This is a genomic window from Chitinophaga ginsengisegetis (genome assembly GCF_900168065.1).
GTDB lineage: Bacteria > Bacteroidota > Bacteroidia > Chitinophagales > Chitinophagaceae > Chitinophaga > Chitinophaga ginsengisegetis.
In genome coordinates, this window is the sequence record NZ_FUZZ01000004.1 from 1 (window position 1) to 24,054 (window position 24,054).

At 46.4% G+C, this 24,054-nt stretch carries 20 protein-coding genes and 3 tRNA genes; 13 read left to right on the top strand and 10 right to left on the bottom strand.

Translation table 11 applies throughout. The annotated features are described in order from the left end of the window. On the bottom strand, nucleotides 1-3,667 hold a 3,667-nt coding region (locus tag B5Z18_RS22565), incomplete at its 3' end, for a hypothetical protein (protein ID WP_200817319.1). Nucleotides 3,668-4,095: 428 nt separating this feature from the next. Here B5Z18_RS22565 and rpmI point away from each other — a divergent pair. Then, complete coding sequence (gene rpmI / locus B5Z18_RS22570; RefSeq protein ID WP_079471802.1) at nucleotides 4,096-4,293, top strand: 50S ribosomal protein L35; 198 nt, start codon at nucleotides 4,096-4,098, stop codon at nucleotides 4,291-4,293. Nucleotides 4,294-4,341: 48 nt separating this feature from the next. Next, nucleotides 4,342-4,686, top strand: a complete 345-nt coding sequence (gene rplT / locus B5Z18_RS22575) for a 50S ribosomal protein L20 (RefSeq protein WP_078673350.1) — start codon at nucleotides 4,342-4,344, stop codon at nucleotides 4,684-4,686. Nucleotides 4,687-4,689: 3 nt separating this feature from the next. Here the strand turns inward: rplT and ispE are convergent, their stop codons facing one another. The 4 genes from ispE to B5Z18_RS22595 all read right to left on the bottom strand — a co-directional run bounded on the left by ispE (nucleotide 4,690) and on the right by B5Z18_RS22595 (nucleotide 8,111). Beyond that, entirely contained in the window at nucleotides 4,690-5,499 is an 810-nt protein-coding gene (gene ispE, locus B5Z18_RS22580; RefSeq protein ID WP_079471803.1) for a 4-(cytidine 5'-diphospho)-2-C-methyl-D-erythritol kinase, read from the bottom strand. A 74-nt stretch (nucleotides 5,500-5,573) separates the two neighbouring features. Next, nucleotides 5,574-6,173 carry a bifunctional nuclease family protein gene (locus B5Z18_RS22585; RefSeq protein WP_079471804.1) on the bottom strand — a complete coding sequence of 200 codons (600 nt, stop codon included), beginning with the start codon at nucleotides 6,171-6,173 and terminating at the stop codon, nucleotides 5,574-5,576. Nucleotides 6,174-6,362: 189 nt separating this feature from the next. Next, entirely contained in the window at nucleotides 6,363-7,334 is a 972-nt protein-coding gene (locus B5Z18_RS22590) for an electron transfer flavoprotein subunit alpha/FixB family protein (RefSeq protein ID WP_079471805.1), read from the bottom strand. A gap of 36 nt (nucleotides 7,335-7,370) precedes the next feature. Then, on the bottom strand, nucleotides 7,371-8,111 hold the full coding sequence (locus B5Z18_RS22595; RefSeq protein ID WP_079471806.1) for an electron transfer flavoprotein subunit beta/FixA family protein: 741 nt from the start codon (nucleotides 8,109-8,111) through the stop codon (nucleotides 7,371-7,373). Nucleotides 8,112-8,247: 136 nt separating this feature from the next. Between B5Z18_RS22595 and B5Z18_RS22600 the strand changes: the two genes are divergently transcribed. Together B5Z18_RS22600 and tilS are read left to right on the top strand one after the other, a co-directional pair. Beyond that, entirely contained in the window at nucleotides 8,248-8,559 is a 312-nt protein-coding gene (locus tag B5Z18_RS22600; protein WP_079471807.1) for a tetratricopeptide repeat protein, read from the top strand. A 24-nt stretch (nucleotides 8,560-8,583) separates the two neighbouring features. Beyond that, the gene (gene tilS, locus B5Z18_RS22605; protein ID WP_079471808.1) at nucleotides 8,584-9,921 is read left to right on the top strand and encodes a tRNA lysidine(34) synthetase TilS; all 1,338 of its coding nucleotides are present in this window, start codon (nucleotides 8,584-8,586) and stop codon (nucleotides 9,919-9,921) included. Nucleotides 9,922-9,991: 70 nt separating this feature from the next. On the opposite strand, the gene B5Z18_RS22610 is transcribed toward tilS, so the two are convergent. Then, complete coding sequence (locus tag B5Z18_RS22610; protein ID WP_079471809.1) at nucleotides 9,992-10,528, bottom strand: GNAT family N-acetyltransferase; 537 nt, start codon at nucleotides 10,526-10,528, stop codon at nucleotides 9,992-9,994. A 772-nt stretch (nucleotides 10,529-11,300) separates the two neighbouring features. Between B5Z18_RS22610 and B5Z18_RS22620 the strand changes: the two genes are divergently transcribed. Further along, a complete protein-coding gene (locus tag B5Z18_RS22620; RefSeq protein ID WP_079471811.1) occupies nucleotides 11,301-12,050 on the top strand; it encodes a response regulator transcription factor in 750 nt (249 codons plus the stop codon). Nucleotides 12,051-12,126: 76 nt separating this feature from the next. Here the strand turns inward: B5Z18_RS22620 and B5Z18_RS22625 are convergent. Beyond that, nucleotides 12,127-12,200, bottom strand: a tRNA-Arg gene (locus B5Z18_RS22625). Nucleotides 12,201-12,324: 124 nt separating this feature from the next. Between B5Z18_RS22625 and B5Z18_RS22630 the strand changes: the two genes are divergently transcribed. Together B5Z18_RS22630 and B5Z18_RS22635 are read left to right on the top strand one after the other, a co-directional pair. Beyond that, complete coding sequence (locus B5Z18_RS22630; RefSeq protein WP_079471812.1) at nucleotides 12,325-12,798, top strand: 23S rRNA (pseudouridine(1915)-N(3))-methyltransferase RlmH; 474 nt, start codon at nucleotides 12,325-12,327, stop codon at nucleotides 12,796-12,798. A 30-nt stretch (nucleotides 12,799-12,828) separates the two neighbouring features. After that, a complete protein-coding gene (locus B5Z18_RS22635) occupies nucleotides 12,829-13,449 on the top strand; it encodes a rhomboid family intramembrane serine protease (protein WP_079471813.1) in 621 nt (206 codons plus the stop codon). 71 nt (nucleotides 13,450-13,520) lie between these two features. Here the strand turns inward: B5Z18_RS22635 and B5Z18_RS22640 are convergent, their stop codons facing one another. Then, on the bottom strand, nucleotides 13,521-13,973 hold the full coding sequence (locus B5Z18_RS22640) for a GNAT family N-acetyltransferase (protein ID WP_079471814.1): 453 nt from the start codon (nucleotides 13,971-13,973) through the stop codon (nucleotides 13,521-13,523). A 95-nt stretch (nucleotides 13,974-14,068) separates the two neighbouring features. Here B5Z18_RS22640 and B5Z18_RS22645 point away from each other — a divergent pair, with 95 nt between their 5' ends. The 5 genes from B5Z18_RS22645 (at nucleotide 14,069) to B5Z18_RS22665 (ending at nucleotide 17,676) form a co-directional block, all read left to right on the top strand. After that, a complete protein-coding gene (locus B5Z18_RS22645; protein ID WP_079471815.1) occupies nucleotides 14,069-15,481 on the top strand; it encodes an aminotransferase-like domain-containing protein in 1,413 nt (470 codons plus the stop codon). 208 nt (nucleotides 15,482-15,689) lie between these two features. Beyond that, nucleotides 15,690-15,763 (top strand) — tRNA-Arg (locus B5Z18_RS22650). A gap of 144 nt (nucleotides 15,764-15,907) precedes the next feature. Continuing rightward, nucleotides 15,908-15,984, top strand: a tRNA-Arg gene (locus tag B5Z18_RS22655). A 121-nt stretch (nucleotides 15,985-16,105) separates the two neighbouring features. Further along, nucleotides 16,106-16,639, top strand: a complete 534-nt coding sequence (locus B5Z18_RS22660) for an FEKKY domain-containing protein (protein WP_079471816.1) — start codon at nucleotides 16,106-16,108, stop codon at nucleotides 16,637-16,639. Between the two features lie 32 nt (nucleotides 16,640-16,671). Further along, nucleotides 16,672-17,676: a glycoside hydrolase family 130 protein gene (locus B5Z18_RS22665; RefSeq protein WP_079471817.1), complete on the top strand. Its 1,005-nt coding sequence runs from the start codon at nucleotides 16,672-16,674 to the stop codon at nucleotides 17,674-17,676. On the opposite strand, the gene B5Z18_RS22670 is transcribed toward B5Z18_RS22665, so the two are convergent. Together B5Z18_RS22670 and tkt are read right to left on the bottom strand one after the other, a co-directional pair. Further along, a complete protein-coding gene (locus B5Z18_RS22670) occupies nucleotides 17,664-18,410 on the bottom strand; it encodes an HAD-IIB family hydrolase (RefSeq protein ID WP_079471818.1) in 747 nt (248 codons plus the stop codon). The genes B5Z18_RS22665 and B5Z18_RS22670 overlap by 13 nt on opposite strands. 9 nt (nucleotides 18,411-18,419) lie before the next feature. Next, nucleotides 18,420-20,495: a transketolase gene (gene tkt, locus B5Z18_RS22675; RefSeq protein ID WP_079471819.1), complete on the bottom strand. Its 2,076-nt coding sequence runs from the start codon at nucleotides 20,493-20,495 to the stop codon at nucleotides 18,420-18,422. Between the two features lie 412 nt (nucleotides 20,496-20,907). Here tkt and B5Z18_RS22680 point away from each other — a divergent pair, with 412 nt between their 5' ends. Beyond that, complete coding sequence (locus B5Z18_RS22680) at nucleotides 20,908-24,042, top strand: SusC/RagA family TonB-linked outer membrane protein (RefSeq protein WP_079472469.1); 3,135 nt, start codon at nucleotides 20,908-20,910, stop codon at nucleotides 24,040-24,042. Nucleotides 24,043-24,054 lie beyond the last annotated feature (12 nt).

Sequence of the window (24,054 nt, forward strand, 5' to 3'; positions counted from 1 at the left end):
CTGGTTTTTTCAGGCTTGTGATTCTTACGGTATCATAAGTAATGGCAGAACACTTTGAATTTGAAATCTGCCAGAAGAGCAACACGGTGCTATCTGCGGGAACAGTTACCGTAGTATTGGCTTTATTTTTATCTGCAAAAATTACAGAAGCCGTAGCCGGTGTAAACGACCAGGTACCTTTGGCACCCAGCTCAGTAGGAGCGGTAGCGTTGAGGGTAAACACGGTTTTATCACAGGCAATCTGGTTGGTGCCGGCATCACGAACAGCCGGCTGCTTATAATTGGTAATAAATACTGTGTCATTAGTAGTCAAACATGGTCCGTTGGAAATAGTCCACACCAATGAAGCAGTGTCACCAACAGGTACTTTCACAGTAGCATTCCACTGTGTTGGATTGGTAATCGTAACTCTTGGATTAGGAGATGTCCATACGCCCGTTGCGCCGGCAGGAGCAGGCGTATTACCGGCTAACTGGAAGTCAGTGGCGCGTTCGCATTCTGTTTGATCGGTACTTGCGTTAGCAGCATTAGGCTTGGCAAATACTTTTACTGTTACACTTGCACAGGCGGTGTTTCCACAAGGACCGGTACTTTCTGCACGTACATAATAAGTAGTGGTAGCAGTTACATTATTAAACACCACTTCAGCTCCATTATTAATGGAGGAAGCCGGAGTAACGGCTACGCTGCCTGGTAAACCAGGACAGGCGCCGGTATACCATTTCCATTTATGGGTATTACCGAGAGAATCAGTTCCCAGGGAACCGCCAATCACTTTTAAAGTAACATTACCGGAAACGCATATACTATCTGTGCTGGCATCAATAGCAGTAGGAGCTATGGATGGTTTCTCCACCGAAACAGAAAATGGTACAGTAACGCTACATCCATGTAAGGTGTCCTCCTTTGCAGTAATTACGAAGTCGTAACTACCGGCCGGTGTGTTAGCAGGCAGCGGCACATTAAAGGTACCGGAGGTATTATTAGATGGCCATGCCTGGGCCACCGTTACAAAACCGGGCATCTTCCTGGTGCTGGCTACATCGAGTACATACTTCGTTAAAGTTCCCGGTTTCACATTGCTGTAGGCTACGGTAAAGGAGGCTACGTTATTACAAACCGCTGCTGCTGTAACACTCAGCGTAGGCTTATCCTTAATGGTGAGGTTAACGGTAGTTGAGTTCGGACCAGGACAAACGCCATTGGAGATAGTCCATGTCAACACAAAGGTTTTAGGCCGAGCATTGCTGACAACGGAGGCAATCGCATTATAAGCGGTGTCGTAGTTAATGGTGATATCCGAAGAGGTGGTACCGGGCTGTAATGTCCATTTACCGGTTTCACCAACACCTGGCTTACTGGCGTTCAACTGGAAATCACGTATCTCGCATTGTACCTGATCCAGGCCGGCAACACTTGGTGTGAGCGGTTTGGTGTTAATGAGTGTAATCCGGTTGGTATCTGTACACGCAGCCAGCGCTTTGTTGGTAATTACCCAGAAGAGACGTACGGTATCACCCGCGGGAACACCCGTTACGCTGGTGGCGGGAGTAGTGGCACTGGTGATAACAGCTCCTTTGCTCAAACCGTCAAATGACCAGGCACCTTTCTGATCCGCAGGAGGCGTGCTCCTTTTAATATTAAAGGTAGAGGTATTACACTGTCTGTAGATAGTGTCCACATCTGCTACCGGCACCGACCGCACATTTACCCTGAATGTGTCAACCACCACGCAGGTTTTGTTGGTCACCACAACGTTATACGCTTTGGTACCGGTATCTGCAGGAACATGGGTAATAGCAGGAACTTTACCTTTAATAGAATCAATTCCGTATTTCCATTTCCAGTTCAGGCTGTCCACGGGCGCGCCTGTTATGCCTAAGTTCAGGTTAACCTGTGCACCAAGACAAATATTTACCGGTCCGCCTGTGATAGCAGTTACCGGTTTTTTATCTACAATAACCCTGGCAAATCCACTGTCCTTACATTGCCGCGGTTCATTCTTCACGGAGTTCCAGCCATAATCGGCAATCCCGATAGCCCAGTAGTCTCTGGTGCTGTCGGGAAATACCGTCATTTTAGGACCAATATAAACCGGGTTCACTTTCCATTCATAGGTACTATATCCTCCATCTGCCGTCAGATCCACACTTTCGCCGATACAGATCCTGCCGGACGAAATGGTTACTTTAGGTTTGGGGAGAATAGTGATCTTGGTGTATTTCGATGGAGACGCACAGTTGCTGACGTTCCCCGATTCGAGGATATTTACCCGGTAGTATTTATGTACTATCTGGTTGGGATCCCCTTTCAGCGCGCCATCCGCAAATGTGAGCGTGTTGGTGGCTGCTCCCGAAATACCATTTCCGTTTACAACAGGAAACCAGTCGGCCGGATTATTTTCGTCGCCGGTGTTACTGTAAAACCATTGGTATATTGGATTCTTAAAATAATCCTGGTTGGGATCATAAGTACCGTTCGGCAGATGACCATCCGGGCTATATAACGCTTTAATAGTAATAGGAGCGCCTTCGCAAAGTGAATCCGCTCTTAATTCTGTATCAATCTGACCATCGATAAATGAGTAGATATCCGGGCTGCAATAATTAAAGCCGATATCATCTATCGCAATATCATTTCCGCAATCACCAAGACGGTCATTCACAATTTCCAGTGTAACAGCTGTTACACCTCCGGGTGTTTTAAAGCTGCCGCCATATTGCTGCCATGTTGAATAAGACAGGTTCATGGATACATCGTAAGTTTTAAACCTGGCGAGTGTATCCCACAAAGCAGCGTTAGTACTGCCCTTTTTATTAATGATAAGAAAGGTAACCCCGGCATAGTGATAACCATCCCAGTTACCTGCCGCACAGTTATTGTTAAATACACCGTAACTGTTCACGTTCAGGAACCAGGCGCTGAAATTATAAGAAGAGCCCGGACATACCTGCACATTATTTTTAGTATAGAAAGATTTTTTATTGATAGATGAGTTGGCGATGAGCATACCACCCACGGAATCTACGGTGCTTCCTGTGTGGTCAGTTGCCTTTACCCACTCACTTCTTATTTGTGTATGCCAGAAGATATTGTAACTGTCATCAATAAAATTAGCCCCGTTCAGAGGCATGGGTACATAGTTATATCCGGTAACCGCTGCGTTGGAGCGGCTGTCGGTTGCATTCTTTTTAAATTTACCAAAGTCCTCCAGGAAATCGCTCTTGCTGGTGGTATTACCCAAACAGGGTTGAATAGTACAGTCTTTTACATAAATAGGCTTTTTAACTGTATACTTATTGTTTCCTCTGAACAACACTACGGTGACCTGGTACTGGCTGGCGTCGTTGAATTTAATGGTCAGAGAGTTCTTATTAATATTTGTGCTGTTATCCCGCAGCTGTCCCACTAACTCATGGCCTGGCCTGTTGTCAGTGGTGAAGAGAACATCATAGGTCCCCCCCGTGATGGTCCAGGTAGCCGAATCCGCGTAGTTACTGGTGTTATTCCAGAAAAAGGCATTCATACTGGCGAAACTTCCCTTACATATAGTATCGGGAAGGTTCATAAAAGGAGTGCCGTTTGCCGGCGCAGATTGTGCTGCCACCTGCTTATTAAGCAGCACAAACCCCAGTATCAGGTACAAAAAGGTTAATAGTCGTTTCATAGGTGCAAACAGTTAAGTAAGAAAAGTATCAGGGTTGAGCAGTTTGTTTGCTCAATCCATATTGTACCTCAACTCTTTACATCGGTTATTTTTCCCGGACGGTTTTTTCCGGCAGAGGGTGGAGCAAGTGTAAAATGGTTTCATAGGCGTCAGGTGTTTATACATGGTATGGCTAAAATATATAATTAAAATAAGATTAAAATTAGATATAATATAGTGAAATAAAAAAAGTATCATTATTTGTAATATGATAAAGTGCCAGATAAGTTGGAGGAATGGGTTAGCGAAAAATTGATTGTCAATTGCTTAAAGGGGGTAAAAAAATATCAGAAAAGTTATCCACATTCAGGATGGGAGCCGAATTATTTGCAGGAGACTGTGCTTTATTAAATTATTTTCATACCTTTGCAGACCAAATTTGATGTAAGATGCCCAAAGTAAAGACACATTCCCGTGCCAAGAAAACGTTCAAGGTTGGTGGGAACGGACAGATTAAGCGGTTCATGGCCTTCAAAAGCCACTTACTGACTAAAAAATCTACGAAAAGAAAACGTAGCTTAAGAGGTAGTACGCTGGTTCATGAAGCAAATCTTAACCTGGTTAAGAGAATGCTCGGAATGCGCTAGTATCTGTCAAAAGAATCGAATTTTATAACCTGAGAAAAAACAAAGCAAATGCCTCGTTCAGTTAATGCCGTAGCTTCAAGAGCCCGGAGAAAAAGGATCTTAAAGCAAGCCAAAGGCTTCTACGGTAAAAGAAAAAATGTGTACACCGTAGCAAAGAACGTTCTTGAAAAAGGACTCACTTATAGCTATGTTGGCCGTAAATTAAAGAAAAGAAACTATCGCCAGCTGTGGATCGCCCGTATCAACGCTGCTGTTAGAGCGGAAGGGTTGACCTATTCTGTGTTTATGAACAAATTAGCCGGTAAGAATATCGACCTGAACAGAAAAGTTCTCGCTGATCTGGCTATGAATGAACCAGAAACATTTAAAGCACTGGTAGCTTCTGTAAAGTAAGACTTACCTGATAGTAAATACCCGGTAGCTGGCATCCCACAGGATGTCAGCTATTTTGTTTTTAGGATATATCCCGAATATCGCAGAACCACTACCACTCATCGCTGCGTATATCGCCCCGGAAGCATACATCTGCTCCTTTATCGCCCCCAGCACGGAATGTGCCCGGAACACCGGCGCCTCAAAATCGTTCGTCACTATATCTTTCCATTCTTCCACCGGCAGCTGGATCATCTCCCGGAGCGAATGAACCGGCGTACCCGGAATGAGTTGCTTAAATGCCCAGCCCGTATTTACATGAATACCCGGATGTACCAGCAAAAAGGAGTAGCCGGACAAATCCAGCGTTATCTCTTCCATGATTTCTCCACGCCCGGTGGCATAGCAAGGCTTATTGACAACAAAAAAAGGGCAATCACTGCCCAGTTGAGCGGCATAGTTCACCAGCGCAGCTTCCGGAAGCCCCAGCTGGTATTTCTGGTTCAGGAGCTGCAGCATAAATGCGGCATCCGCAGAACCACCACCCAGGCCGGCGCCAATGGGTATGTTCTTCAGTAAATGAATGTTCACTGGTTGCAATTGCGGAAAGTCGGCCTGCAACAACTGAAATGCCCGTATACAAAGATTATCAGCTGCATCACCGGGAACCGGAATGCCGCTGCTTTCAAACTGAAGCTGCGTATGCGTAATTACCTCCAGTGCGTCATTAACGGGCAGGGGGTAGAAGATGGTTTCCAGGTCATGGAAACCATCCGGGCGCCTACCGGTAACATGCAGGCCCAGGTTTATTTTACAGTTTGGAAATACAATCATATAGTTAATTGCACGGCAAACCAACAGCTACAGTCTTTACACCGCCGGCTGCAGGGAGTATACGAAATAAAAGGTTATTTGCTTTTGCGGCTGTTGATCTCATCGCGGATAGCGATGGCACGGATATAATCTTCCTGTTCCAGCACTTCCTGTAACAGGGTCGTTAATTCCTCTACATTCAATGCTTTCAGGTCATCTTCTACACCTTTCTCATGCTCTGAAATAGTAGGGGTTACCGGCTTATTGGTTTTCTTGCCGGCAGGGTCATCCAGCAGGATCCCTGCGCTGTTGAGGATATTTTCAAAAGTATAAATAGGGCATCCAAAGCGAACTGCGAGGGCCAGTGCATCCGATGTCCTGGAATCTATCTCTATTGTTTCGTCGTTGTTAGAACAGATAAGCTTTGAGTAAAAGATGCCTTCCTGCAGATTACTAATGACCACCTCCTGTAATTCTACATTAAAGGCGTTCATAAAGTTTTTCATCAGGTCGTGTGTTAAAGGCCGGCTGGGTTGCATTTTTTCCAGAGCTACTGCAATCGCCTGCGCTTCAAAGCCACCAATCACAATAGGCAAACGGCGCAAACCGTTTACTTCTCCCAGTACCACGGCATATGAATGAGTCTGCGTAATGCTGTGCGATAAAGCAACTATTTCCAGTTCTATTTTTCTCATATCTGTCTTGCGTTGTCGCTGAATAGTTTGTAAGACCGTGAAGTTAGAAAAATATTCCTTATCTAAAAAAAATCTATAATGATAAATCTATGATATAAGAATTACGGTACAGGAATTACGAATGAAAAATCAACACGATCTTAAAAATTGAATACCTCACTCGTAATTCTTATACCGTAAACCCTTTGATTAGCGCTGTTTCAGCTTTTTCACTGCGTCCGTAAGCTTAGGCACTATTTCAAATGCATCACCTACTATGCCATAATCTGCTGCTTTGAAAAAAGGCGCTTCCGGATCCTTGTTAATGACCACAATCACCTTGCTGCCGTTCACACCGGCGAGGTGCTGAATGGCCCCGGAAATGCCCACCGCGATGTAAAGGTTGGGGCGTACCGTTAAACCAGTCTGACCCACATGCTCATGATGCGGACGCCAGCCTGCATCAGCTACCGGGCGGGAACTTGCAGTTGCAGCTCCCAGCGCCTTTGCCAGGTCTTCCAGGATTCCCCAGTTTTCAGGACCCTTCATACCACGGCCACCACTCACAATTACCTCAGCTTCGGTTAACGGCACTTCGCCGCTCACGGTTTCAGTTTTCACCACCTTCACTTTAAAATCAGCATCGCTGATAGCGGGAGAGAAGGCTTCTACTGTTGCTGTGGCAGTTCCCGGGTTAGCAGGGAAGGTATTGGGTATAATGGCAATCACTTTCTTATCTGAGGTAATATTGATATTGGCAAAAGCCTTACCGGAGAATACGTTCTTCTTTACCACAAAACCGTTGGTCGTATCCGGATAGGAGATGGCGCCGGCCACCAGCCCCGCTTTCAGCCTGGCAGATACTCTCGGTGCTATGGCTTTACCATCAAAATTATGAGGGAAGATCAGCACCTTACTGCCTTCCTTTTCTGCTGCTTCAGCAATAGCTTTAGTATATACAATGCTTTCCACTTCATGTAACCGGGCATCTGCTGCGTGTAAAACTTTCTGAGCGCCATAGTTGCCCAGTGCGGCCAGCTCGGCTGCGTCAACAGGACCCAGTACCAGTGCTGTAGCAGTAGTACCCAGCTGTTCAGCCACTTTAGCGCCATATTGCACGGCTTCCAGTGCCGCTTTCTTGATTTTACCCTGTGCCTGGTCGGCGAATATTAATATAGACATGAATAATTTAATTAGTAGTTGAGAGATAGTTTACCCTTAGATCACTTTGGCTTCTTCGTGAAGTAATTTCACCAGTTCGTCCACGTTATCAGGACTGATCAGTTTAACGCCGGCCTTTGCAGGAGGCAGTTCAAAGCTTACTACGGAAGTGAGGGCATCTGCGGCAACAGGTTCCACCACCGTGAGGGGTTTGGTTCTGGCTGCCATAATACCGCGCATATTGGGGATCCGGGCTTCTGCCATTCCTTTCTGGCAGGAAACAACTACCGGTAGCGATACTTCACAAACTTCTTCTCCGCCTTCTATTTCCCTGTTAACGGTAGCTACTGTACCATTCAGGTCAAATTTGGCAGCTATGGATACATAGGGCCGTTCCAGCAGCTCCGCCACCATACCGCCTATACCGGAACCATTGTAATCAATGGTTTCTTTCCCGGTAAAAATAATATCGTATTGTTTATCCTTTGCATGCGCAGCTATCTGCGATGCAATATAGTAACTGTCTGCACTATCCGCATTTACACGGAATGCCTCGTCTCCGCCCAAAGCCAGGGCCTTGCGGATCACAGGATCACAATCTGCACCACCTACCGTAATGAGATGCACATCAGCCCCTATGGTTTCTTTCAGCTCCAGCGCCCTTACCAATGCATACCATTCATCGTACGGATTAATAATAAACTGTACACCAGCCTCATTGAATTTCGTGTTATTGTCCGTGAAAGCTATTTTTGCAGTCGTGTCCGGAGTTTTGCTGATACATACTAAAATCTTCATGGCCTTAAACTGTTTTGTTTTAAAATGCGGTAATAGCAAATATATCTAAATAATATACGCCAACCGCAGAGAGGGAAGATGATTTTAATCAGTGTCAGAGATCGACATATTGTATAATTAAATAATAACAAACGGAATGGACAGAATCGCACAAATAAAGCAGTTCCTGGCAGCCACACCTAACGACAGCTTCCTGAAACATGCGTTGGCGCTGGAATATATTAAGCTCAACGACGACGTAACCGCCAGGCAGTTGTTCGAAGAACTGCTGGCTCATGAACCCGGCTATGTAGGTTCTTATTATCACCTGGGGAAGTTACTGGAACGTGCAGGTGATAACGCCGCTGCCATCAGCACCTATGAAAAAGGAATGGCAATGGCTAAAGCAGGTAATGAAAGACATGCATACAACGAATTACAGTCGGCCTACGAAGACCTGGTATACTGATATTATTAATCCAACAAACAACGCATGCCTCAACATTTAGTAACTGATTTCGCTGCTTATATCTCCCGCCAGCAATTGTTTGATCCTGCACAAAAGGTGCTGCTGGCCGTAAGTGGCGGTGTGGATTCCATCGTAATGGCCTGGTTGTTTAAAAATGCCGGTTACCGTGCCGGTATTGCCCACTGCAACTTTCAGCTGCGGGGCGAAGAGTCTGAACGGGATGAAGCCTTTGTGCGGAACATGGCTGCAACCCTGGAACTGCCGCTGCACGTAGTGAAATTTGATACCAATGCCTATGTGGCCCAACATCGTGTAACCATACAGGTAGCCGCCCGCGAACTGCGCTATCAGTGGTTGGAAGAAATGCGCGCCGCTGAAGGATATGCGTATGTTGCTACTGCCCATCATATGCAGGACAGCGTGGAAACAGCGCTGATGAATTTTGCAAAAGGAACCGGCATCGCCGGCCTGCATGGTATTCTGCCAAAGCAGGAGCACCTGATCCGCCCGCTGTTATTTACGGAGAAAGACAGGCTCGTAGCTTATGCTGCCTTGAATAATATATCTTTTGTAGAAGACAGTTCCAATATAACTGACAAGTATACACGCAATTATTTCCGTCACCAGGTAATTCCGCGCTTACAGGAAGCTTTTCCCGGTGTGGTGAAAAATATGTCGGCTACCATTGAGCGGATGAAGGAGGCGGAAATCCTTTACCAGGAAGCATTAACGAAGCACCGTAAACGGCTGCTGTTTCAACAGGGGAATACCTGGATGGTTCCTGTGCTGAAGCTGCAGAAAACAATTCCGCTGCAAACAATTGCCTGGGAACTGTTCCGCACCTTTGGCTGTTCTTCCGCGCAAACGCAGCAGGTATTGTCATTGCTGGAAAGTGAGTCCGGCCGTTATGTTGATACTGCGAGTCACCGCATCGTGCGTAACCGCCAATGGCTGCTCATTACCCCGCTGGCAACAGCAGCGTCGCCGCTGGTGGTGATTGAACCGGGACAACAACACATTCATTTCGGCGGCGGACAATTACAGATCCGTGAGCAGGAGCGGGGCAACGCCGGTATTCCAACAGCACCGGAAATTGCCTGGCTGGATGCCGCGCAGGTTAGCTTCCCGCTGATCCTGAGAAAATGGAAACAAGGGGATTACTTTTACCCGCTGGGTATGCCAAAAAAGAAGAAGGTAAGCCGCTTTCTGATTGATCAGAAGTTATCAATGCCGCAGAAAGAAAATGTATGGGTGCTGGAATCCAACAAACGTATCGTGTGGCTGGTAGGAATGCGGGTAGATGACCGTGTGAAAATTACGCCCAAAACGAAAGCAATACTTAGTATCACTTTTGCGAAATAACATCTGTTATTAAAAGGACTGGCTTCCAATTTTGGAAGCCAGTCCGGAGAGGTGACCAGGTTAGTGTGTGTTACTCAAAAAACTCATGAGGATATTCAACTGTCCCGGAAACTCCTTCCAGTCCTTTCGGGGCAAGTTCCACAGCCATACAATTTTCCGCAGGAACTTCAAAGGGCAGGGAAATGCCAAAGTTAACTGTTGGCACATAGCCGAATTTAGGGTAATATTCGGCGTGTCCTAACAGTATCACTGATTTGTGGCCTGATTCAGCTGCAATGCGATGCGCGGCCATAATCAATTTCCCACCAATTCCTTGTCCCTGGAAATCAGGATCCACAGCTACCGGAGCCAAAGCCAATGATGGCCATTCCCCGCTACCGTTTTTGATGCAGATGCCTGTCAGTAAAATGTATCCAACAATCCGGTTATCAATTTCTGCCACCAGGGATAATTCCGGGATAAAAGCAGTCGAGTTCCTTAATCGTTCTACCAGGAATTGCTCTTTATGGTCTGAATGTTCTAAAGCGCTAAAAGCTTTCGTAATCAGGGTAAAGACATGTTTATGGTCAGCGGATGTTTCTTTCCGGATATTTAAATGTGCGGTCATTGTATAAATATTTATCTCATCGTTCAAGTGTTAAAACTTTAAACGATAAAAGATCGTGTTCAATAATAAATAAATAGATAACGTGCCATAGGTCTATGGCAGTGATATAGCGCCCGGAAATGGGCTATTATGCTATTGCAGAGAGGCGATATATGAAGTTGTTACTTAACATAGGACACGAAAATAGGATTTTAAAATTAAACTGCCTATAATTTATGGGGAAATTTTACATGATCCGATAGGGCTTCCATATTTTAGCAGGATGCTTTCGCCGGAAAAGAAAATGGGATGAGTCTATTAATTTTAGACTCCTCCCATTTTGTGACCTATTGTTTGTTTTTTGAATTTTTTATTAGAAGATATATTGAGAATATGAACACAATTGCGTAAATAATGGCTAGTCCTGTATTCTCAAATTTTAAATTTTTGAAGTCGAATTGCTTGAACAATGTTACACCTAAAATGATTGCTACAACACTAAAAGTAAACGTTAGTGCCTTTTTCTTTTCCATATTTCTATTGTTTTATTATCAGGTTATTGATGTTGGTGAAAGAATTGCTGTTAGCGTAAATGTTATTGATAGCCCGGGTACAATAAGCAACACGTGTAAAACCCGCGTTGCATTAGGTCAAAATGTATTATGCTGATAGGATTCAGGGGTGTTCCGGCGAAAGGAGACATGCTACAATTGTATTTTTCTCAAAAATCGAAACAAAAAATTTGTAAATGCCTACACCGGGGTGTAAATTTAGTTTTCTGTAAATTTTGTACATGAAGCACAACGCCGGTTCTACCTTACTGACCACCAATAAGCTGGGAGACATCACGGAAACCGACCAGCACTACCTGGAGGCGGTAAAGGCCTTTGCGCGCCTGAGCTACGAGAGTATCTATGTGATCGACTATAAGGACATGTCTTTCGAATACGTTTCAGAAAATCCGCTTTTCCTGTGCGGGTATAGTGCGGCCGAGGTATTGCAACTGGGCTATGAATTTTACTTCCGGCAGGTCCCACCCCAGGACATGGAGTTATTATCGGAGCTCAATGAAGCTGGCTTTGATTTCTACGCGCAACTCCCGGTGGAGGAGCGAATACTTTACAGTATTACCTATGATTTTCATCTGCGTCATAAAAACGGCAAACAAATCCTCATCAATCATAAACTAACTCCGCTCTTCCTGACACCAGAGGGGAAGATGTGGAAGTCTATGTGCTTAGTATCCTTATCGCGGCAGCAGGCTGCAGGGAATGTACGGATTTACAGACAGGGGAGCAACGAGATGTGGGAGCTATCCATTGGAAAAAAGAGCTGGCAGAAGTTGGTAAAGCCTTCGCTCACGGAAAGAGAGCTGGACGTTTTGCGGTTGCATGCCCAGGGCTTTTCAATCGATCAGATTGCGGAGAAGTTATTTGTTGCTCCGGATACGGTGAAATATTACCGTAGAAAGATCTTTGAACGGCTGGAGGTGGGCAATGTGATGGATGCGTTGTCGTTTGCAGTGGCAAGTAAGTTGATTTGAGGGGTAGCTAAACGAATTTAGTGTCTCCATCGTATAAAAGAAAAAGAGGCACCGGTTAAGATGCCTCTTTCTTTCGTGACCCCGTCAGGATTCAAACCTGAAACCTTCTGATCCGTAGTCAGATGCTCTATTCAATTGAGCTACGGAGCCATGCGTTTATAGTGGATGCCAAAGGTAGGAGATTTTTTGAAAATCCCAAATAGTTGTTAAAAAAAATCCTGCAATCTTCTGATTTACACTTACTTTTACATCAATTGCTTAATTATTATACGAAGTGAAAATTCAACTCTGGAGCATAGGAAAAGAACATGATCCCTACATCAGGGATGGGATGGCTGTTTTTCAGAAAAGACTGCAGCATTACGTGGATTTTGAGGTGAAATTGATCCCGACGGTAAAGCAGGCGGCCAGTTTATCTGTTCCGGAGTTGAAGAAACAGGAAGCAAAAATTATCCTGGATATGTTGCAGCCCACCGACTTTCTGCTGGCGCTGGATGAAAAGGGAAAAATGATGACTACTGTGCAATTTGCCGACTTCCTGCAACAACGTAATAATGCAGGTACGCGGCAGCTGATCATATTAATCGGCGGTGCATTTGGTATCGATGATGCCGTGCTGCAAAGAGCGCAACTGAAAATGTCTTTATCCCCGCTTACTTTCCCGCATCAGCTGGTGCGTCTTATTTTTGCAGAACAATTGTATCGTGCCTATACAGTTTTAAACAGAGAAAAGTATCATCATCAATAAGTACCTTTACTATCTAAATAAACCGGCTATATGACGCTTTCTATCAGTTTGATCATTATCATCATTACCTGTCTTGTTTCCTATACTGCCCTTAAGAACTATGACCAGCTGGACAAGATGAGCCTGCAACCCTATATGGTACAGCGTTACAAACAATATTACCGCTTTATTACTTCAGGGTTTGTGCATGCCGATTTTCAGCATCTTATTTTCAATATGCTCACCTTATTTTTCTTTGGACCGGCCATTGAAAATTTATTCATGCAGCTTTTTCATAGCAAGCTGGTTTATATCTTATACTATATACTGGGAATAATTGTTGCGAATATTCCATCTTACATAAAACACCGGAACAACTCCAGTTATTCTTCCCTGGGCGCTTCGGGCGCAATTTCCGCGGTAGTGTTTACCGCCATCATGATAGATCCGTGGAACACTATCTTTTTATTTTTCATTCCCATTCCTGCGGTAATTTATGGCGTTTTATTTCTCGCTTTATCAGCGTATATGTCGAGAAAAGGCGGAGACAACATCAACCATGATGCGCATATGTGGGGAGCATTATTCGGGATTGTATTTCCACTGATCTTCCATCCTGAACTGGGAGCCTATTTCCTGGAAGCGCTCAGGCATCCAAGATTCGGACGATAAATAAAAACGGCCGGCAGTAGCGGTATTTTCCGCTCCTGCCGGCCCGTCTCAAAAGCTGCCATACAGGCCGGTTATCTGCTGAAGTCTGCTTCTTCCTTATATTCCAGGTGAACAGTTGGATGATATATTTCCAGTAAGCCGGAAGCGTTAGCAAGATCCTTAAATTGAAATTGACGATATAAGCCATGTGCATCGCTTGTATTCAACATCTTCCTCCTCAAACGCTTTGACCAGGGCTGATCCAGTATATAGGATAACATTTTTTTTGAAATGCCCTTCCCCCGGTATGCGGGTAATACAAAAAAGTCGGCGAACCATCCGAAAGTATAGTAATCGGTAATCACTCTTCCAAACCCTACCTGTTCGCCATCTACAAAAGCGCCGGTACAAAATGAGTGGGTCAGTGAATGATCTACCAGCGCATAAGAAATGCCTTTCGCCCAATAGGAGTCTTCCTGCAGGAAACGATGTATCATCTTAACATCCATATTTTCCTTACCCGTTTTAATGATTACTTCTGGCATATTAAAGTATAGTTTTTATGCAAAAATAATCATGACGGTTCAATGGATACAGTCACAGTTTTGTGTATTTTGATAGACACAGTTATCTTTATCCTATGAAGAACGACTTTCTATACGTGGAGATATCAGATAACATGGCAAAGCTGATCAGGAACGGAGTTTTAAAAGCGGGTGACCGCCTGCCTTCCGTCAGAATGCTATGCCGGGAACACAACATCAGTATGAACACTGCCAAAAGGGTATTCCTGGAACTGGAAGCGCAATCGCTTATCGAATCAAAGCCACAGTCGGGGTACTTTGTAAGCAGGCTGCCTTATCAGAGGCTTCCGCTTCCGGAAGTAAGCAAACCTTCACCGGTCAGTAACAGTAAGGAGCCAGCAGAATTGATCGGGAAAGTTTATGCCAACATGGGTAAAAATAACCTTACGCTTTTTTCTGTTGGCGCGCCGTCTAATGAATTATTGCCTTTGGCAAAACTGAATAAGGAAATAATGCTTGCCACCCGTGAACTCAGCGATAGTGGTACCGGGTATGAACAGTTGCAGGGCAACGAAAAATTGCGGAGAATAGTTGCAGCCCGCTCCTTATCATGGGGAGGGAACCTCCATGAAAATGACCTGGTAACTACTGCCGGGGGAATGAATGCCTTATCTTTTTGTATGATGGCTTTGGGAAAGCGGGGTGATACCATTGCTATTGAAAGTCCTTGTTATCCGGGTATCCTGCAACTGGCGGGCAGTTTAGGGCTAAAAGTATTGGAGCTGCCTACACATCCGGCTACAGGTATTGAATTGGATGCCCTGAAGAAAGCCATCCCAAAAATCGACCTTTGTTTGCTGGTTCCCAACTTCAATACGCCTTTGGGCTCTTGTATGCCTGATGAACATAAAAAGGAAGTGGTGAAGCTTTTGGCCAGTCATGGTATTCCGCTTATCGAAGATGATATTTATGGCGATCTTTATTTTGGAAGGCAACGTCCCAAATGTTGCAAGTCGTTTGATCAAGAAGGTATAGTGCTGTGGTGCAGCTCTGTTTCCAAAACCCTTGCGCCGGGCTACCGGGTAGGCTGGGTAGCACCTGGCATATACAAAGAGCAGATCCTGAAACTAAAACTGGTGCATGCCATATCCTCGCCTGCAATTACGCAGGAAGCAGTAGCCGGCTTTCTGAAAAGCGGGCGGTATGAAAATCATCTGCGTAAGCTTCGGCACACTTTACAGAGCAATTATCAGCACTATATAGAGGCCATCGCTGGATATTTTCCGGCGGGTACCAAAACAAGCAGACCACAGGGTGGGCTTGCCTTGTGGGTGGAGTTCAATAAAAAAATCAATACTACAGAACTGTTTGAAAGTGCCATGAAACAAAAGATCAGCATTGCTCCGGGAAGGATGTTCACCATGCAAAATCAATTTGAAAACTGCATGAGACTTTCTATCGGCCTGCCCTGGTCGGAAGAGGTGCAGCTTAAATTGAAACAGCTCGGCAGATTGGTTGCAAATTTATGAGTTACTGCCCGGTGCTATTTTTCAATTTAATTTCCTGCTATTATTTTTTTACAGAAGAATGATCGCCGCCATCCATTGATGGCAGCGGGTTGCAGCGATGTGCATAAACTGCGTGTACCCGTTAACGATAGCCTCCCGAAAAAATAGTGCTTATTTTTTTTGTTTAATTTAAAACAAATCCTACATTTGCAATCCCAAACGGGGAAATGGCTTCATAGCTCAACTGAATAGAGCATTTGACTACGAATCAAAAGGTTTCTGGTTTGAATCCAGATGAGGTCACAAAAAGATAGAAATGCTGCATTAACTGCAGCATTTTCTGTCAAAAGAAAAAATCTGAAGAAAAGCTTTCAGATATAAAAAATTGAAAAATAATTTGTTAGAATAAGAAATTGTTCTACATTTGCAATCCCGAAACGGGAAAACGGCTTCATAGCTCAACTGAATAGAGCATTTGACTACGAATCAAAAGGTTTCTGGTTTGAATCCAGATGAGGTCACCAACTAAAGGACGAACACGAGTTACATCGGTTCGTCCTTTTTTTATGTGCGGATATTTATATTATTTATATTTAGTATATATTTAGGTGTCGCTACCTATTGCTGTCTTTTGCCAACACAACCATGAAAACACTACTCGCATCCGCCGTTCTTATACTGATCTCGGCTACCTCCCTGGCTCAGCCGCAAAACAATCATACGGAAGAGAAGATCTGCTTCCTTACCTACGGCTTCCCGGACGTGGAAAGAGTGGAGGTGGAACAGGCCATCGCCGGAAAATGGGGCTTTGCTTTTTATACGGTGGGAGAGTGTACCATCGATCAGGCGCTGATCGACAGCGTGGCCCGTGTAAATGACGCAGCCAATAAGAGGATGGAAGCAAGATACGGCAGCAACTGGCGAAGCAGGTACCAGCAGGAAGTAGATGCGGCTTTCGCTACGCCTGAAAGGGCGCAGCAACTGGTAAATCAGCAGTTGTACATCTGGCGTAAAGAACAGGAATTAAAAATGCATAACGACAGCCTGCACTATGCCTGGGCTGCCACCGGAAGAAAAGGCGTTTATAAGGTAATCGTTTCCGGATCACTAAAAAATACTATCTTTTACAAGCTGTTGGTGGACTATCCGAAATATAAAGTTTCCCTGCTGACAAACTGATAACTGTTTTACCCAAACGGAAACCGGGAATTATGATACGGATCAAAAAAGAAGGCATACTCCTGAAACAAAGCGATCTGGAATTTGAAAACGAAGGCGTGCTGAATCCAGCCACTATCAGGGCGGGAAACCAGGTGCTTTTTTACTACCGGGCAGTGCAGAAAGGCAATCACTCCAGTATTGGTTTTTGTAAATTAAGCGATCCGCTTACAATAGAACAACGCCTGGATAAACCCATTTTATTTCCGGAACACGATTACGAGGCCAAAGGACTGGAAGATCCGCGCGTGGTGCATATCGACGGGTTATACTACCTCACCTATACCGCTTACGATGGCGTGAGCGCCTGTGCAGCACTGGCTACTTCTTCAGATGGTCTGCAATTCGAAAAGCACGGGCTGATAGTGGCGCAGATGGACTTCACCGAGTTTAAACAACTCGCGGAAACCAATGCGCCGCTGGATGAAAAATATATCCGGTACAACGATTTTAATCCCCGTTTATGGGATAAGGATGTTGTATTTTTTCCCAGAAAGATTAACGGCAAATTCTATTTTCTGCACCGTATCAAACCGCATATACAACTGGTGGCGGTGAACGAAATAGCTGACCTCACCCCGGAGTTCTGGAAAGATTATTATCTCCACCTTCAGGATCATATCATACTAACGCCAAAGTATAAACACGAAATGAGTTATGTGGGCGCTGGCTGTCCGCCGGTGGAAACCCCGCACGGCTGGCTTTTCATATATCACGGCGTGCATGAAACACCTGGCGGGTACGTATACGTTGGCTGCGCTGCACTGTTCGATCTGGATGATCCCATGAAGGAAATTGCGCGGTTACCTTACCCAATACTGGTACCGGAGCGGGATTGGGAAATCAGGGGAGATGTGGACAATGTTTGTTTTCCTACAGGCACGGTCGTATTCGATGATACCCTCTATATTTACTATGGCGCCGGCGATGAGGTGATCGCCACCGGAACCATCTGCTTAACCGCATTGCTCAATGAATTGTTGGCTTATCCTGTATAGCAGGCTATAATCGTTTCTATTACCCGTTTCGTTTCATCAGGGTCACGCACTTTGATACAGGCCACGCCGGTTTCTTTTGCCGGGTAATCATTGCCACCGGGAAAAATAGCATCTCCCGCAAACAACATCTCTTCAATAGGGATACCTAAAATATCCCGGAGTTTACGGATGCCGTAAGCCTTGTCGATACCTGGTTTGGTGATATCTACCGAAGTAGTGCCGCCCAGGCTCACAGAAAATTCAGGAATGATACCCGCCAGCAATGCTTTCATTTTTTGCCGCTTTGCAAAGTCAGGGTCCCACTTTTTCTTTTCTTCCAGCGGTGCTTCCTGTCCTAATGCAGAGAAAGTGATCTGGCTGCCACGGTCTTCTATAGCAGGCCCCCAGAGTTTAGCCGCCTTGTAGCCCAGGGTGTTTACCACTTCGTTCAAAGCATCGGTGATTTTCTTTTTTTCTGCTGTGGTAAAATCTTCCGCATATAGTTTATGCCATTTGCCGGTATACTCATAAAACTGCGTGCCGCAGGTAGGGAGAATGGATAATCGTTCCAGCCCTTTTTCGCCAGGCAGTTTTGCCAGTACCTGCTGCTCAAACTGTGGCCAGGCACCACCGGAAATAATCGCTACCCTGGCCACAGTTAACAGTGAATATAATAATCCGCTCATCTCTTCATCAATAGCAGACTTGCTTTGCGCCAACGTGCCATCCAGGTCAAATACCACCAGCTTCTTCATTTGTGATAGTTATTTTTTTAATAAGGCCAGTGCATGTTCACAGATATTTTCTACCGTGAATCCAAACTCGCGTAATAACACTGGTCCCGGTGCGGATGCTCCAAAGTGGTCGATGGATATAATTTCGCCTTTGTCGCCCGCATAACGGTGCCAGCCCTGTGAAATGCCTGCTTCCACCACTATCCTGTTGGTGACGTCAGGAGGAAGTATCTGGTCGCGGTACGCCGGCGACTGCGCTTCAAACAATTCCCAGCTGGGCATGGATACGGTGCGCACCGCGATATTAAACGATTGCAGTTTTTCCTGTGCGGCCACAATTAAATCCACTTCAGCGCCGGTGGCTATCAGGATCAGCTCAGGCTTTGCATCGGGCGCATCTGCGAGGATATAACCGCCATAGCGCAGGCCATTTGCTGCGGCATATTTGCTGCGATCCAGCGTAGGCACCGCCTGGCGGGAGAGGATCAATGCAACCGGTTTGTCCGGTTCAAGTATAGCTATTTGCCACGCTGCAATGGTTTCATTGGCATCTGCCGGACGAATCACTACCAGGTGGGGTATGGCGCGAAGTGCGGCCAGCAGTTCCACCGGTTGGTGTGTGGGGCCATCTTCTCCCATCGCAATACTGTCGTGCGTAAAAACATAGATCACTTTCAGCTCTGAAAGTGCCGCCAGCCGGATGGATGGCCGCATATAATCTGAAAAAGTGAGGAAGGTGGCGCAATAGGGGATAATACCTCCATGTGCTGCCAAACCGTTGGAAATAGCGCCCATAGCGTGTTCACGCACACCATACTGGATGTTCCTGCCGTCGTATCCCCATACGCCGCCGGCTGCGCCCTGGAGGTCGCCCTGCTTCATCGCCGGACTTTCAAAATTACCGGCATCCTTTAATTCAGTATTAGTGGAAGTATTGAGGTCCGCAGAGCCGCCGATGAAGCCGGGAAGGTGTTTAAAAAATGCCTGTATCACTTTACCGGAAGCAGCACGGGTGGCCAGTCCTTTAGGATCTGCCGGGAATGGAGTGATATCCTTATCCCAGTCTTCCGGAATATGATCATGTATCAGCGAACGTAATTCTTTTGCCAGCTCTGGGTATTTTTGTCCGTAGATGATCATTTGCTCTTCCCATTTGGAAGATAATGTTTTCCCAACGTCTACGGCTGCACGAAAATGATCCAGGGCTTCCGCAGGTTCTAAAAAATCCGGTGCTACCGGCCAGCCGAGTTTTTCTTTCGTCAGTTTTACATCTTCAGGCCCCAGCGGGGAACCATGCGCGCCGGTAGTATCCTGTTTCGGGGAACCAAAACCAATATGCGTGCGCACCAGGATGATAGAAGGCCGGTCTGTTTCCGCCTGTGCATTGCGGATCGCTTCATCAATGGCTTCCAGGTCGTTGCCGTCTGCTACTTTCTGGGTATGCCATCCATACGATTCAAACCGTTTGGCGTGATCTTCTGTAAAGGTAACCGGTGTGGCAGATGCCAGGGTAATCCGGTTATCATCGTATAAATAGATCAGCTTGCCGAGCCGTAAATGGCCGGCGAGGGAAGCGGCTTCGGAGGCTACGCCTTCCATCAGGTCGCCATCGCTTACCAGCGCATAGGTGTAGTGATCAATTACCGCATCACCCGGACGGTTATACTTTTCTGCCAGGTAGGCTTCCGCCATGGCAAGACCCACGCCATTGGCAAAGCCCTGTCCAAGCGGACCGGTAGTTACTTCCACGCCCGGCGCCAAACCCCGTTCGGGATGCCCCGGCGTTTTACTGCCCCATTGCCGGAACCGTTTCAGTTCTTCTAACGGTAAATCATACCCGGTAACATGCAGCAAACTATATAACAATGCAGACCCATGCCCGGCAGATAAAACAAACCGGTCGCGGTTAAACCAGTGCGGATCTGAAGGGTTGTGACGCAGGAACCGGGTCCACAATACATAGGCCATCGGCGCCGCTCCCAATGGCAGCCCGGGATGTCCGCTGTCTGCTTTCTGCACGGCATCCACCGATAAGAAACGAAGCGTATTGATACATAGCTCATCCAACGCAGCAGGATTGGGAATAAGAGAAGTGTTGTTGGTCATGGTATTCTTTTTTTGTAAAAGATGATCACACATAGGTCAACAAACTTCATGCGCAGAAGGTTGCCGTATTATTTTTTAATTAGTCTACTAAAATTATAGACTTTTCAAAAAATATTGTATTATTGTACTTCGTAGGCTTTCCGGGTCCGCTTTAGGGGAAATTCATCCACCTGTTGACATACCCCGTTTATCTTTCAAAAAATACCGACATGGATATATCATTACACTTAATGAGGAAAATTTGCTGCGTGGAATATTCAGCAAACCGATGTTAGGAAGCATCAATCAGAAATAAAAAGGCCGGAACTGTTGACGCAGTTCCGGCTGGTAATCAAGGCTGTTGGAGACATTTTACAGTGATGGCAGTTACCTGCTTTCACCGGCCTCATTTTTTCATACCAAAGTAAAGATAATGAAAATTGCTATTGCATGCAGCTGCGGGCTGCTGCTGGCGGCTACCGCATGGTCGCAGGAATTGCGCGCACCTCACAGCGCCGACACCACCAAACCTGCGCACAGGAACATCGTTCAAAACAACATTTCCCTTTCCGGACGAATTATCGACGCCAAATCACAACAACCTATCGCCGGCGCTATTGTACATATCAAAGGCACCACCCATGAGGTGCAGAGCGGTACAAACGGGGAGTTCGCGTTTCTTACCGGTCAGAAAGTGCCGGTCATCTACCAGATCTCTTCCCTGGGTTATAAACTCAAAGAAGTATATGCCGATAAGTCCAATGCCGGCAACATCGCCCTGGAAGAGCTCAGTACACAACTGAACGACGTGGTGGTAGTAGGGTATGGTACCCAGAAAAGAAGGGATCTTACCAGCGCCATTTCCTCCGTAAAAGGCAGCGACGTGGTAACCGTACCGGTAGCCAGCTTTGATGCACAGCTGCAGGGCAGGGCGGCCGGGGTGCAAATTAATTCGAATACCGGCGTTCCCGGCGATGGCGTGTTTGTAAGGGTACGCGGTACTACCTCCATCAACGCCGACAATGATCCGCTATATATCATCGACGGCGTATTTATGAATAATTCCAGCCTGCAAACGGTAAACACCGGCGGCCGGTCCAGCTCCCCGCTGGCAGATATCAATCCTGCCGATATAGAAAATATAGAGGTATTGAAAGATGCCAGCGCAACAGCCATCTATGGCTCCCGGGGCGCCAACGGCGTGGTGATTGTTACTACCCGTCGCGGCAATTATAACAGTAAAGCCAAAGTAACTGCAGATGTATCGGCAGGCGTGGCCTGGGCGCCCAAAATGTGGGACCTCACCACGGGGCCGGAACATGCTACGCTGGTCAATGAGTTTTACCGCAACTCCCTGGCAGATGCCACGGCCCTTAACGATAAGGCTGGCATCACCAAATACAGCTACCAGCCTTTCCGCGCGCTGAATGATAATCCGGATAAATCGCCTGCCCCGCGTGGACTGCCGCAGGATCAGCATACCTACGACCGCCTCGGGGAAATTTTCCAGACAGCCCCGCTCCAGAATTATAACTTATCCCTTTCCGGTGGTAACCGCGAAACAAAGTATTATTTCGGTGGCGGCTACTCGAAGCAGGAGTCTATTCTCCGGCCCATTTCCTTTGAAAGGGCCAGCTTCAAACTGAATATCGATCAGCGCGTGAATGACAAGGTAACCATTGGTTCCAGCAACAGCTTCTCGCGTAGCTTCCGCAGCCAGGGCCGCGCAGGTGATGGTCCGCAGGGAGGTTTGTTACAGGCGGCCTTACATACGCCTACCTATCTCCCGGAAACAAATCCCGACGGTACACCCGCCCGGTGGGCAGGCTTTGATAACGTGCAGGTACTCATCGATAACTACGACGTACACACGACAAGCCTCCGTTATATCGGTAACCTTTACCTCGATGCCACACTGCTGCCGGATCTGAAATTTCACAGTAATATCAGCATCGATTATAACAACTACAACGAATCCGAATACTGGAATAACCTCACCCAGCTGGGAGCCAGTCCCACCAACGGTTTGGCCACTTCCGCCATTACACAGAATACTTCCTGGATCAATGAACAAACACTTACCTGGCGCAAACATGCAGGAGAAAAACATTTCTTCGGCGTACTGGTAGGCAACACCATCCAGAGTAATACGGAAACATTAACGGCTGCACAGGGCACGGGTTTCCCTAACAATTCCTACAAATATATTTCCGCTGCTGCTACACGGACTGCTACGCAAACATGGACCCGCAGCACGTTGTCGTCTTTCTTCTCCAGGATCGATTATAACTACGCAGGTAAATATTATTTTGAAGCCAGCATCCGCGCAGATGGTTCTTCCAAGTTCGGCGACAACTATAAATGGGGGTATTTCCCTTCCGTCAGCGCCTCCTGGCGGCTCAAGGAAGAAAATTTCCTGAAGTCGGTGAACAGTATCAGCGATCTGAAAGTTCGCGCCAGCTACGGCATCACCGGGAATCAGTCCGGTATCAGCAACTTTGCGGCAAAAGGACTGTGGTCCGGTGGTGCAGGCTACCCCGACAACAGCACCGGCGATCAGCCAGGCACGGCGCCTTTGCAGCTGCCCAACCCCGACCTGCGCTGGGAAAAAACCAGTCAGCTCAACGGCGGAGTGGACCTCGGATTATTCAATGGCCGTATCAATATCACCGCAGATGTATATTACAAATACACCAGCGATGTACTGCTGCAACTGCCTAAGGCAGGCGTTTCCGGCTTTACTTCTATCTATAGCAACGCCGGTGAAATCAGCAATAAAGGATATGAAATCGGGATCAATACTACCAATATCAGCACCCGTAATTTCACCTGGACCAGCAGCCTGAATATTGCCGGTAATACCAACCGTATTGAAAAACTGCCAACACCGATTTACCAGTATAACCGCGACTGGATCATTATGCAGGAAGGTTCACCCATGTATTCCTTCTGGCTGTACAACCAGCTGGGTGTGGATCCGCAAACCGGTAACGTAATCTTTGAAGGCGAGAAAGATGGTAAGCTTCCTGTGTCTGCGCGTAAGGTAATGGGTAACGCTATGCCCAAATTCTATGGTGGCTTCAGCAATACCGTTTCCTATAAAGGTTTTGATCTGAGCGTGCTGTTGTCATTTCAGTATGGCAACGATGTATATAACCTGAACAAATTTTTCGGAGAAGGAGGTGGCACCCGCGATGCCAACCGTGTACTGTTTGCCGATCAGCTGAACCGCTGGCAGAAACCCGGCGACATCACAAATGTACCGCGCCTCACCGCTTACGGTCTTAACTACACCATCGATCAGAACAACCGCTTCCTGGAAGATGGTTCCTTCCTGCGGCTCAAATCACTCACACTGGGATATACCATTCCCAAGTCTGTCAGCGAAAAACTGCATATCCAGTTGCTGCGTGTATACTTCACCGGTAGTAACCTCTGGTTGCTTACCAAATACACCGGGCTGGATCCTGAATCAAACGTAACCGGTATACAAACCGTACAGGGACTGGATCTTGGCACACCGCCGCAACCGCGCAGTGTACAGTTTGGCTTAAACGTAACTCTTTAAACGCTCTTAATT